Genomic DNA, 11,869 nt, shown 5'->3' with positions numbered 1-11,869 from the left:
GCCCCTTGAACGATGCCGCCGGCGACCTGAAAGGACAAGCAAAGAGATTTGCACCTTCGTTAAGCTGAGCTACATCCGCACTCGACGCCCGTCCGCCGCGCCGGAGCCGGCCGTCTGATCACGTACGCTCGGCGGATGGCGAAGTACTTCGACGTGCACCCCGAGAATCCGCAGCAGCGCACCATCGGCAAGGTGGTGGAAGACATCCGGTCCGGCGCGCTCGTCGCGTACCCGACGGATTCCTGTTTCGCGCTCGGCTGTCAGCTGGGCAACCGTGACGGCCTCGACCGCATCCGGACGATCCGGAACCTCGACGATCGTCACCACTTCACGCTGGTCTGCCGGGACTTCTCGCAGCTGGGGCAGTTCGTGCACGTCGACAACGACGTGTTCCGGGCGATCAAGGCGGCCACGCCGGGCAGTTACACCTTCATCCTGCCCGCGACGAAGGAGGTGCCGCGTCAGCTCCTGCACCCGAAGAAGAAGACGGTCGGCGTCCGGATTCCCGACCATGTCGTGACGCAGGCCCTGCTCGCCGAGCTCGGCGAGCCGCTGCTCTCCAGCACGCTGCTGCTGCCCGACGAGGACGAGCCGTTGACGCAGGGCTGGGAGATCAAGGAGCGGCTCGACCACGTGGTGGACGACGTCGTCGACTCCGGCGACTGCGGCACGAAGCCGACCACGGTCATCGACTTCTCCAGCGGCGAGGCCGAGATCGTGCGGCGTGGCGCGGGCGACACCTCGCGGTTCGAATAGCCACCCCTAGCGGCGGCTCGGCTCCATCGACACCGTCCGGTCCACGGCCGTCGGCCGGGGCCGTGACCGGACGGTCGTACGCCTGGAACGGCGTCCTGGTACGAGAATGCTCACCGCGTTCGCCGCGACGATCGCCGCGATGGCCAGCCACTCCACCCAGTCCAGAGCCTGCCCCAGGACGATCAGGCCGACGAGGGCGGCGAGGACGGGATTGACGCTCATGAAGATCCCGAAGAAGCGGGCGTCGACCCGGCGCAGGGCCAGCAGATCGGCCAGGAACGGCACCGCGGAGGACAGCAGTCCGGCGGCGCTCGCGCAGGCAAGGGCGGTGAGGGTCGGCGGGTGGTGGGCGAGGACCACGATGCCGACCGGCAGGTAGAGCAGGGCAGAGATGCCCGCGGCGGTCGCCGATCCCTCGACGCCAGGAAGGCGGGCCCCGACGGTGCGGTTGAGCAGGATGTACGAGGCCCAGCAGACCGCCGCGAGCAGGCCGAGCGCGATGCCGGCGTAGTCGGTCGTGGGCTGCGGGCGGGCCAGCGTGACCACCGCCGCCCCCGCGACGAGGGCACAACCCAGGTCCACCGCCCGCCGCGACGCGGCAAGGGCGACCGTCAGCGGGCCCAGGAACTCCAGGGTCACCGCGAGGCCGAGACCCACGCGGTCGATCGCGGTGTAGAGCGACAGGTTCATGGTGGCGAAGACCGCCGCGAGACACAGCAGCGGCCACCACTGCCGCCAGGTGAAGGCGCGCAGCCGCGGTCTGCCCACCGCCATCAGGAGGGCGCCCGCGACCCATTGCCGCACGGCCACCACCCCGGCCGGGCCGATCACGTCGAAGGCGAGCGCGCCCGTGGCGGCACCGACCTGGTTGGAGAGACCGCTGCCGAGCATCATGGCCGTCCCCGAGAACCGGCCGGCCGAACCTTCCGCCCCCGCCACTTCCCCGAGCCCGTCGGCGCCTTGAGACTTTCGCATGCACCGCAGAATGCGCCTCCCGCACACATACGCAAAATGCATGTGAGTGCTCATCTATACGCTGGGGTCATGGATCTGGAGCTTCGGCATCTGCGCTGCCTGGTGGCCATCATCGACACCGGCAGCTTCACCGACGCGGCCGCCGAGCTCGGCGTGTCCCAGGCGGCCGTGTCGCGCACCCTCGCCGGCCTCGAGGAGACCCTCGGGGTGCGGCTGCTGCACCGCACCAGCAGGAGCGTCACGCCGACGACCGCCGGTGTGCAGGTCCTGGCCCGGGCCCGTCATGTCCTCGCCGAGGCCGATGACCTGGTGCGCGAGGCGACCACCGGGCACACCCGGCTCCGCATCGGCCACGCCTGGTCGGCGATGGGCCGTCACACCGCGGAGTTCCAGCGCCGCTGGGCCGCCGAACACCCGGACATCGAGCTGTACTTGATCCGCACGAACTCGGCGACCGGCGGCCTCGCGGAGGGCCTGTGCGATCTCGCCGTCGTACGGACCGCCTTCGACGAGGCCCGGTTCGCCGACGCCGTGGTCGGACAGGAGCGCCGTTACTGCGCCATGGCCGCCGACGACCCGTGGGCGAGGCGCCGCTCCGTCCCGCTGACCGACATACGGGAGCGGACCCTGCTCATCGACCGGCGCACCGGCACCACCACGGCCGAGCTGTGGCCGGAGGGGACGCGGCCGACCGTCGAGTACACGCGGGACATCGACGACTGGCTCGCCATCATCGCGTCGGGCCGCTGCGTGGGCCTCACCCCCGAGAGCACCGGCAACCAGTACCGCCGTGACGGCGTCGTCTTCCGGCCGCTGCGCGACGCCGCGCCCATCACCGTCCGGCTGATCTGGCGGCGCCACGATCCGCACCCGGCGACGCACGCCGCCGTCGCGCTCCTCGCGGACCTCTACCGGGCACGGGGCGGGCGGTCCGCTCGGGCGTGAGGCGGGCCTTTCACGCCAACGCCCGCACCACCCCGTCGAGTTGTGGCGCGCGCCACACCGCGAATCGCCATTTACTTAGGTGAGCCTAAGCTAAGTTGATGAGCGATCGCCTCTCACAGAGGTGCCTCTGTCAAGGAGATTGACGCAGCATGACCTCAATCACCCGCCGTATCCGCCGTACCGCCGCGGTCGCCGTGGCCCTCGCCGCGGGCAGCTCGCTCGCGCTGCCCGCCACGGCTACCGCGCACTCCGGTCACGCGTCCGCCCCGAGCGGCTCGGCCGGCTCGACCGTCGATTCCGCGCCGCTCGTCAAAGGCCTCTACCAGTCCGCGTACTCCGAGCGGAACAACGTGCTGTGGGCCACGGCGGCGGTGGGCCGCCCGCCGGTCACCAACTCCAGCCTCCTGAAGGTCGACCCGAGCACGCTGAAGGTCGAGGCGACGTACACGCCTCCCGTCACCAACGAGGAGACCGGCGCGGTGGAGGCCGTCTACGGCGTCGCCGTCGACGACGAGCACAACACCGTCTGGACGACGAACACCCGCGACAACTCCGTCGCCGTCTACAGCCAGCGCACCGGCAAGCACCTCGCCTCGCTGCCCGGCGTGAACCACGCCCGCGAGATCGTCGTGGACGAGAAGCACGACCTGGTGTGGGCGAGCGGCTTCGGGGACGGCACCGTCGTCGCCTTCGACACCCGTACGTACAAGGAGAAGAAGCGCGTCACGGTCGAAGGCGCGAGCCCGACGGGCCTCGCGGTGAACGAGAAGACCGGCGCCGCGTACGCCGCCGACCTCAAAAGCGACCGGATCATCGAGATCACCCCGAAGGGCGAGAGCCCCCGCTTCATCCCGGTCGGCGACGGCCCGATCTCCGTCGCGCTGTCCAAGGACGGCCGCACCGCCTACACCGCCGACCAGGCCGCCGGCTCCCTCTCGGTCGTCGACCTGCGCGCGGGCGCCGTCACGAAAACCGTTCCGACCGGCGCGGGCGCCCTGTCCGTCGCCACCGACCGGCGCTCGGGCCACGTCCTGGTCGCCAACCGGACGCCCGGAAACATCACCGTCGTCGACCCCCGCGAGGGCACGGTCGTCGAGACCTTGGCCACCGGCGCCAACCCCAACCACATCCAGGTGACCGACGGCGCCGCGTACGCGGTCGACAAGTCGGGCTCCGGCCCCGAGGGCCAGGACCAGGTGCACCGCATCGGCCTCGGCCGCTGACCGCACGTACCGACCCCGCGTCCCGCCCGCTACGACCACGTGCCGGGCGGGACGCCCCATGCACCCCTCCGACCTGCGGAGTTGGAAGTCCCAACGCCCCATCACCATGGTCGTGTTGCTGTGGCAGACTGCCGTCACCCGCGTCACTCAGCCGCAACGGAGTACGTCATGACCGCAGCTGCGCCCAGGCCGACGATCGACACCAGCAAGCCGCATCCCGCGCGCGTCTATGACTGGCTCCTCGGCGGCAAGGACAACTACCCCGTCGACGAGGCGGTGGGCGAGAAGCTGCCGCCCGAGGCGAAGGACGCCGCACGGCAGAACCGCGCGTTCATGCAGCGCGCGAGCGCCTGGCTCGCCACGCTGGGCGTGGACCAGTTCCTCGACATCGGCACCGGAATCCCCACCGAGCCGAATCTGCACCAGATCGTCCAGGGGGTCGTGCCGTCGGCGCGGGTCGTCTATACCGACAACGACCCCATCGTGCTGCGGCACGCCGAGGCTCTCCTTGTCAGCAGGCCCGAAGGGATGACCGACTACATCCACGCGGATGTCCGCAACCCGCTGGAGATCCTCGAACACGCCCGCGGGCTCCTGGACTTCGAGCGCCCGATCGGCCTCTCGCTCATCGCGCTCATGCATTTCCTTCCCGACGACCAGGACCCGCACGGCATCGTGCGCACCCTCGTCGACGCACTGCCCTCCGGCAGTCATCTGGTGCTCTCGCACGCGGCGTCCGACCTCTACTCGGAGCTGGCCGAGCGGGTCACCGCCGAGTACGCGAAGGGTGGCATCCAGCTGGGGTTCCGCACCCGCGCCGGGGTCGGCCGCTTCTTCGACGGCCTCGACCTCGTCGAGCCCGGCCTCGTGACGGCCCCCGAGTGGTTCAAGGACACCGCACGTCCGGAGCCCGAAGGCAGCGGGATCTACGCCGCGGTGGCCCGCATTCCCTGACCGGCACGTGGCTACGCCGGCCCGTCCTCACCGTGGCCGTGCCGCGCGAACCGGTTGGCGATCAGTCGAGCCGGGCATCACCGTGGGGCAGGACCGGCCACGCAAGACATGCCGTGGCCCCGGTGGACGGAGTTCCATGAGTGCGCCGGTTTGTCCCAGGGAGGGGAAGTGAGTCGCCATGCGTGCGCACACGCGCGCCCATCGGCACACCGCACGCGCCGAATTCGCCCTGCCTCAGGAGGCCGCTTCGGCGGGCCGGGCACGGAAGCTGACCTCCGTGTTCCTGACCCGTCCCCATCGCCATGTGACGAAGGTCGACGCCGAGCGGGTGGACGACGCCACGCTGATCGTGTCCGAACTCGTCACCAACGCCACCCGGCACGGCCGCAGCCCCTGCCGCCTGCGCCTGGTCGTCTCCAACGACCAGGTGACCGTCGAGGTCCATGACGCGAGCCCGGTCAGTCCGCACGTACTGAAGACGGACACCGACCCCAAGACGGACACCGAGCGGGAGAGCGGGCGCGGCCTCGCGATGGTGCGGCACCTCGCGGCGCGCCTTGAGGTCGTCGGCACCGGCCGGGGCGGCAAGACGGTGCGGGCGGTCCTGGTCTGGTGAGGGACCGTCACCCTGTCCGGCCGCGTGTGCAACGTCCTCGCAACCTTGCGCGGGCTTGACTGGAGCACCGCCTCAACGGCGGCCCGGCGAGCAAGGAATGGCGGCGGCCCATGACCGAATCCCCGCGCGTGGAGCTGACCCCTGCTGCCGCCGAACTGGTGCGGCGGCTGCGGGAGGCCCACGGACCGCTGATGTTCCACCAGTCCGGCGGCTGCTGCGACGGCAGCGCCCCGATGTGTTACCCGGCGGGCGAGTTCCGGACCGGCGGCTCCGATGTGCGCCTCGCCTCGCTGGACGTGGCGGGCGTCGCCGAGCCGGTCGCCTTCTGGATGTCGAAGAGCCAGCACGAGGTGTGGAGCCACACCCGGCTGATCGTTGATGTCGTACCGGGCCGGGGCGGCGGCTTCTCCCTCGAAGCACCCGAAGGTGTACGTTTCCTCATCCGTTCCCGACTGATCGGCAACTAGCCGCAAGCCCTCCAGCCGACGGGCACCACCATCTGGTGAACTCCTCACACGGCCCCCACACTGGGGCAGTTGGCCTGGCCAGGGAGACATCAGGGGGCGTAGTGGCAACACGACGCGAACACACTTTCCTACGATTCAGAACGGCGAGAGCGGCGCTCTCGGTACTGACGGCATTCGGCACGCTGGCCGGTGCGGCTCTGATGGGAGCGGCACCGGCCGACGCCGTGCAGGGCACCCGCCAGCCGGGTGGTTCGGAGATCGCTCCGGGCGTGTCCTACCGGCACTTCGACATTCCGGCATCGCGCGGCACGGCACGCGCGCATGTGCTCGACATCGACCTGAGCGACCCGCGCACCGGCGTCGACCTGCTCTATCCCGGTGCGGTGGGCGCCCGTTCCGCCGTGTCCACGCTCGCCGACGGGGCCGGTGCGGTCGGCGGGATCAACGGCGACTTCTTCAACATCAGCGAGACCCAGCATCCGGGCGTCGAGGCCACCGGCGCGCCCGTCGGCCCGGCGGTCGCCCGCGGCCGCGCCCTCAAGGGTGCGGTGCCCAATGGCCAGCGCTTCGGCCCTGCGATGCCGCCGGGTGTGACGACCGAGGCCGTGCTCGGCGTCGGCTTCGACCGGCGGGCCCGCATGGACGATCTCCGTCTGGACGGCGAAGTGCGCACCGCCGAGACCCGGCTGCCGCTGGGCGGGCTCAACCAGTACGCGCTGCCCGTTGGCTCCGTCGGCGCGTTCACCAGCGACTGGGGCAGCACATCGCGGGTGCGCTCCACCTGTGGCACCGATACGAACCGGGGCGCGCCCTGCAGCACGGACACCCACGAGGTGACGGTGCGCCACGGGCGTGTCGTGGAGTCGGCCGACACGCCCGGCAGCGGGCCCGTGGCCCGCGGCAGCACGGTCCTCGTGGGCCGCGAGGCGGGCGCCCAGCAGTTGCGCAAGCTGTCGGTCGGCGACCCGGTGAGCGTCCGGCACCGCCTGGTGGCGGCCGAGTCCCGCACTCCGTTCCGCTTCGCGCTCGGCGGCTACCCGGTGCTGCGCGGCGGCGCGCCACTGCCCGGAATCGACACCGTGACCTCCGCGGTGCGGACCGCCGCCGGAATCGCCGACGACGGCGAGCGTCTGCTGCTGCTCTCGCTCGACGGCTCCCCCGAGTTCCGTTCGGGCCTGACGATCGCCGAAGTGGTCGACACCCTGCGCGAGTTGGGCGCGGAGGACGGATTCAGCCTGGACGGCGGCGGCTCGTCCACGCTGGTCTCGTCGAGCACCCTGGTCGCCAGGCCACCGGGCGCCGATTCCGTCACCGTACGGAACAACCCCAGCGGTGGCGCGGAGCGCCCGGTGCCGAACGGCATCGGCGTGTTCTCCACGGCGTGAGCCCGGGCGCCGCCGGTCACTCGGTGTCCCGCACCGCCACGAGCCCGTTGAAGACACCGACGTACGCCGTGCCGTCGGGGCCGAGGGTGACCGGCGCCCAGTTGTTGTCGTAGGCGATGCCCGTGCCGGCGAGACGCTTCCACTTGGTCTCGCCGGTGCGGAAATCGACCGCGGTCAGGTACCAGGCGTCGATGCCGAGGCTGTTGGGCTCCTTCGTGTAGAAGTACAACAGACCGGCCGCGGTGGACAGTTTGGGCACATTCGACGGCGCGCGGACAGCGCTCTCCCACACGGTGTCGCAGCCGCTGCCGTCCTCGCGTACGTCGATCCGGCTGACCCCGCCGACGACGCTGCGCCCGAAGGTCAGCGAAGTGATGTTCTCGTAGCCGTAGTTGTTCTCGACGACCAGGCTGTTGCCCCAGCTGATCAGCGAGTTGTCGGTGGTGGACGCGCCGGAGCCGAAGACGGGGACCTTGCAGACGAGGCGCTTGTCGGCGGGGACGTCGGCGCCTCTGCGGTAGACGAGGACGTTCATGCGGTCGTCGGCGTTGTCGGTGATCGCCACGTAGTCGTCGCCCGCGCCGAAGAGGTCGGGGGTGGTGCCCGAACCCTGGTTCACCGAACCCGGTTTGGTGCCCGTCCCCCGGTCGTAGGTCTGGCGCCAGACGGCCTTCGGGGTGCCGTCGGCGGCCGCCCGGAAGCTGTAGAGCGCGTGGTCGGAGACGATCGACACGCCGTCATCGGCGACGGAGAACGAGTTCTGGATCTCCTCGCCCTCCAGGCGGATCGAGCGGATGTCTCCGGACTCGGGATCGACGGTGCCGACGCGGCCCTGCCGGGTCACCCACCAGATCCGGCCCTCCCAGTCGGGCATCACGGACGTGACCGGGTCACATTCGCCACTCGGGTAGAGATTTGACCAGGTAACGCAGTCGTGCGGGACATGCTCCGTCAGATCCCAGTCCTTGTCGACGACGAACCGCCAACTGCCGTCCGCCGTCTGCTCGTGCGCGAGCCGGACGATGTGCTGCCGCGAGTCGGCGAGCACGAGCCGGTCCTGGTCGTCGAGGTACGAGTAGGCGCCGCCCGAGGTGTCCTTGAAGATCTTCGAGAAGTCGAGCCGGGTGATCGCCTCGACGGTCGAGGGGCGTTGCGGCAGCTTGTACTCGGCGAGCGTCTCCAGCGAATCCGGATCGAGCAGCTTCACCAGGAAGCCGGTGAAGGTGCCGCAGACGGTGACGATGCGGCCCGCGCGGTCGAAGGTGGCGGTGGCGCACTCCCCGCCGATCGCCGCCATCTTCGCGCTGCCGACCTGCGGCTTCTTCCCGAGGGGCCCGTTCCATGGGTACGTTCCGCTGCCCGCCGCGTCGGCGTGCATGCCGCTGCGGCCGTTGGCCGCGAGATACGGGTGCTGGGGCGGCTGTTCGCCGGGCAGCGGCTGAGTGGCGGCGGGCGCTCCCGCGTACTGCTCGACGCGCCGGTGCCCCGGCGCCTTCGGGATGTCGTCGGCGTGGGCCGGGTACGCGAGGGACGCCGCGGCCAGGGCCACCGCACTGCTGAAACCGAGACGACGCAGTCTGCTGGACATGCGCCGAAGCTAGATCGGCGCCCTTGAAGTGTCCATGGAAACATGACAGTTGTTCATGAAGGCGAAACGATCAGGGCAGCGGGCGGATGTTCACGGCTGCAGGCTGCTGACGATGTCGGCCGTGGCCGTGACCCCGTTGTGGATGGTCGGCGCCACGCTGGAACTCGCCAGGTAGAAGCCGAGCAGCGCGCAGACAAGAGCGTGCGAGAACTTCAGCGCGCCGTTACGCAGAAAAACCACCGCAAGGATCACGAGCAGCAGCACCACAGAGACCGAGATGGCCATGGAACACCCTCCTCCGCCGCGTCAGCACCGCGGCTTCGGCCGTCAGTGTTGCGCAGCGGAGGGACCGTCCGGGCGACCGGCATGTCCTCCGAACGGGTGTTAGTTCCCGTGGGCGTCGAGGAATGTTTCGAGCCCCGCCAGGTCGTCCGTGTTCAGGTGATCGACGCCTGCGGCGAGGAGCTCGCCCCACACCGCCTCGCGCGCCGGACCCGCCAGGTCGGGGGTGGCCCAGAAGCGGACGCGCTGACCGCGCTTGTGGGCGGTGGAGACGATGCCGTGCAGCTTGTCGCGCTCGGCCGCGGGGAACGCGCCGACGCCCTGCCAGCTGAAGTTGAGCGTCCAGTTGTCGCTGATCAGCGGGATGAATGAGGCGGGGGCCGCGGTGCCGAGATCGGCGAGGCGGCCGTCGTAGAAGGCGCGGCGCACCCGCTGGGCCTCCATCGGCGCGCGGGCCGCGCGGTCGCCCGATATCACCGCCGTCACGGCGGAGCGGCGCACCTTGCCGTGGGAGTACGTGGTGAACAGGTGCCGGTAGCGCTGGAGATGGCGGTCGAGTTTCAGGTACGTCGCCGCGCCCTCGGTCTTGATGTCGACCAGGAGCTGGAAGGGGGTGCGGTGGTAACCCCGGTACACGGAGCCGCCGTTGGCGCGGACGCGGGCGGCCAGGGGGTCCAGGTACAGGGATTCGAGGGTGCGGGTGGGGTCGAGGTCCACCGGGTCGTGGGCGACCAGGAGTTGGCCGTCGACGAGGTAGATGTCGGCCTCGACGCTGCCGAAGCGGTGGTCAAGGGCGTCGAACAGGGGCCGGGGGTGCTCGTAGTCGTTGTGCGCGTGGGCGCGGATGAGGGGGCGGGGGCCGTGTCCGCGCTCGCTCGCCTGGGCGTACGCGGGGACGGCGACGGTGCCCGCGAGGGCGGCGCCGAAGGTGGTGAGGGCTCTACGACGGCTGAAGAGGGCCATGGAGACTCCCGGAGGACGAGGGACGACGGGCGGGGCCTCAGTGAGTATGAGGCCATGCCCGCGTCAAGAAACCTCCTGCGGCGGGGAGTTGGCGCTATCGACGCCCTTCGTTCACTGCGATGAGCGCACGGAACTTCAGGGCTTCCTGCCGTCCACCACCAGCTCGCTCCAGTGCACCGTCCGGTCGCACCACCGCTCCAGGAGCACCCGGTCGTGGCCGACCGCGAGCAGGCCGGCGCCGCTCTCGCGCCGGTACTTCTCCACCGCGTGCACCAGCGCAGCCGTCGTCGAGGCATCCAGCATCGCGGTCATCTCGTCGCAGATCAGCCAGCGGGGGCGGAGCACCAGCGCGCGAGCCAGGCAGGCGCGCTGCAGCTGGCCGTCGCTCACCTCGTGCGGCCTGCGGCCCAGGAGGTCGTCGCCGAGTCCGACGGTGGCCGCCAACTCCCTTACCCGCTCGGCTGCCTCGCTCCCCCGCCCGCCGGCCCGCAGCGGCTCGGCGATCAGGTTCGTGAGGGTCAGGCGGGGGTCGGCGGAGAGCCGCGGCTGCTGGAAGACCACGCCGAAGGCGGTGCGCTGTTCGCGGGGCGCGCGGTGCCGCCAGCCGCGCGCGGGCTCGCCGTCGATGACGACGCGGCCCGCGTCCGGCTTGTGCAGCAGCGCGGCGACGCGGGCCAGCGTCGACTTGCCGCAGCCGCTGGGTCCGAGGAGGCCGACGGAGGCGCCCGCGTCGACGGTGAGGTCCACGCCGCGTACGACGGGGGCGCGGCGGTCGTATCCGGCGGTGACGGAACGCAGTTCAAGCACGGGGTGCCTCCAGCAGGGCCGCCGGGTGGGGGTGGTGGCAGGCGACTGAGTCCGCCGGCTCGGGCACGGCTCCGCAGGCCTCGTCCGCCGCCGGGCAGCGCGCCGCGAACGCGCATCCGGCCGGCAGCGCGGACAGCTCGGGCGGCATGCCGGGGATCGGCGTGAACTCCCGCTCCGGCAGGGCGTCGAGCAGGCCGCGCGCGTACGGGTGGCGGGGCCCAGGCGTGCCGAAGAAGTCGTCTGCGTCGGCGAGTTCGACGATGCGGCTCGCGTACATCACGGCGACGCGGTCGGCGATCCGCTCGGCGGCAGCCAGATCGTGGGTGATCAGGAGCAGCGCGCGGTCCTCGCCGACGTGCCGGCGCAGTTCGTCCACCGTGCGGTCGACGAGGTCACGGTCGAGCCCGGTCGTCGGTTCGTCGGCGAGCAGCAGCGGCGCGTCGCCGATGAGCGCGAGCGCGGTGGCGGCGCGCTGGGCGAGGCCGCCGGAGAGCTCGTGCGGGTAGCGGTCCAGGTGCCCGGCGGGGAACGCGGCGCGCTCGGCGGCTGCTTCGGCGGCCGCCCGCAGCTTCGGCCGCGGCACGCCCGCGAGCTCCCGCAGGGTCTCCTCCAGCTGGGCGCGCACCGTCCGCACGGGCGTCAGGTGTGCGGCCGGGCTCTGCGGTACGAGGCCGACGCGCCGCCCGCGCACGGTGCGGGCCAGGGTCCGTTCGTCGGCGGCCAGCAGGTCCACGTCGCCGATGAGCGCCGACCCGGCCGTCTCCGCGTTCTGCGGGAGCAGCCCGAGCAGCGCCGACGCGAGCACGGACTTGCCGCAGCCGCTCTCGCCGACGAGGGCCAGGCACTCCCCCGCCGCGAGGTCGAAGCGGGCGTCGGTGACGGCGGAGACGAAGCTGCCGCCGCGCATG

The 11,869-nt window shown here is 71.4% G+C and carries 13 protein-coding genes; 7 read left to right on the top strand and 6 right to left on the bottom strand.

Annotation, left to right across the window (positions count from 1 at the left end):
* Positions 1 to 135: 135 nt before the first annotated feature.
* Entirely contained in the window at positions 136 to 756 is a 621-nt protein-coding gene (locus tag OG453_RS36920; RefSeq protein ID WP_266872901.1) for an L-threonylcarbamoyladenylate synthase, read from the top strand.
* Positions 757 to 762: 6 nt separating this feature from the next.
* Here OG453_RS36920 and OG453_RS36915 read toward each other — a convergent pair whose 3' ends face one another.
* Complete coding sequence (locus tag OG453_RS36915) at positions 763 to 1,650, bottom strand: EamA family transporter (protein WP_323178726.1); 888 nt, start codon at positions 1,648 to 1,650, stop codon at positions 763 to 765.
* A 150-nt stretch (positions 1,651 to 1,800) separates the two neighbouring features.
* On the opposite strand from OG453_RS36915, the gene OG453_RS36910 reads away from it, so the two are divergent.
* The 6 genes from OG453_RS36910 (at position 1,801) to OG453_RS36885 (ending at position 7,321) form a co-directional block, all read left to right on the top strand.
* On the top strand, positions 1,801 to 2,676 hold the full coding sequence (locus OG453_RS36910; RefSeq protein WP_266872899.1) for a LysR family transcriptional regulator: 876 nt from the start codon (positions 1,801 to 1,803) through the stop codon (positions 2,674 to 2,676).
* A 149-nt stretch (positions 2,677 to 2,825) separates the two neighbouring features.
* The gene (locus tag OG453_RS36905) at positions 2,826 to 3,899 is read left to right on the top strand and encodes a YncE family protein (protein WP_266872898.1); all 1,074 of its coding nucleotides are present in this window, start codon (positions 2,826 to 2,828) and stop codon (positions 3,897 to 3,899) included.
* A gap of 168 nt (positions 3,900 to 4,067) precedes the next feature.
* Positions 4,068 to 4,853, top strand: coding sequence for an SAM-dependent methyltransferase (locus tag OG453_RS36900; protein WP_266872897.1), 786 nt, complete (start codon positions 4,068 to 4,070; stop codon positions 4,851 to 4,853).
* Between the two features lie 178 nt (positions 4,854 to 5,031).
* On the top strand, positions 5,032 to 5,469 hold the full coding sequence (locus OG453_RS36895; protein ID WP_266872896.1) for an ATP-binding protein: 438 nt from the start codon (positions 5,032 to 5,034) through the stop codon (positions 5,467 to 5,469).
* 110 nt (positions 5,470 to 5,579) lie between these two features.
* Complete coding sequence (locus OG453_RS36890; protein ID WP_266872895.1) at positions 5,580 to 5,936, top strand: DUF779 domain-containing protein; 357 nt, start codon at positions 5,580 to 5,582, stop codon at positions 5,934 to 5,936.
* A 200-nt stretch (positions 5,937 to 6,136) separates the two neighbouring features.
* Complete coding sequence (locus OG453_RS36885) at positions 6,137 to 7,321, top strand: phosphodiester glycosidase family protein (RefSeq protein WP_266872894.1); 1,185 nt, start codon at positions 6,137 to 6,139, stop codon at positions 7,319 to 7,321.
* A 16-nt stretch (positions 7,322 to 7,337) separates the two neighbouring features.
* Here OG453_RS36885 and OG453_RS36880 read toward each other — a convergent pair whose 3' ends face one another.
* The 5 genes from OG453_RS36880 to OG453_RS36860 all read right to left on the bottom strand — a co-directional run bounded on the left by OG453_RS36880 (position 7,338) and on the right by OG453_RS36860 (position 11,868).
* Entirely contained in the window at positions 7,338 to 8,909 is a 1,572-nt protein-coding gene (locus tag OG453_RS36880) for a hypothetical protein (RefSeq protein WP_266872893.1), read from the bottom strand.
* A 90-nt stretch (positions 8,910 to 8,999) separates the two neighbouring features.
* Positions 9,000 to 9,194 carry a hypothetical protein gene (locus tag OG453_RS36875; protein ID WP_266872892.1) on the bottom strand — a complete coding sequence of 65 codons (195 nt, stop codon included), beginning with the start codon at positions 9,192 to 9,194 and terminating at the stop codon, positions 9,000 to 9,002.
* A gap of 99 nt (positions 9,195 to 9,293) precedes the next feature.
* Entirely contained in the window at positions 9,294 to 10,154 is an 861-nt protein-coding gene (locus tag OG453_RS36870; protein ID WP_266872891.1) for a phosphatidylinositol-specific phospholipase C/glycerophosphodiester phosphodiesterase family protein, read from the bottom strand.
* A 135-nt stretch (positions 10,155 to 10,289) separates the two neighbouring features.
* On the bottom strand, positions 10,290 to 10,961 hold the full coding sequence (locus tag OG453_RS36865; RefSeq protein WP_266872890.1) for an ABC transporter ATP-binding protein: 672 nt from the start codon (positions 10,959 to 10,961) through the stop codon (positions 10,290 to 10,292).
* Positions 10,954 to 11,868, bottom strand: a complete 915-nt coding sequence (locus OG453_RS36860; RefSeq protein WP_266873266.1) for an ABC transporter ATP-binding protein — start codon at positions 11,866 to 11,868, stop codon at positions 10,954 to 10,956. Before OG453_RS36860 ends, OG453_RS36865 begins: the two co-directional genes overlap by 8 nt.
* Position 11,869: the final 1 nt, after the last annotated feature.

This window comes from Streptomyces sp. NBC_01381, assembly GCF_026340305.1.
Lineage (GTDB): Bacteria > Actinomycetota > Actinomycetes > Streptomycetales > Streptomycetaceae > Streptomyces.
The sequence above is the reverse complement of the archived record's forward strand: the minus strand, read 5'-3'. Positions and strand labels throughout refer to the sequence as shown.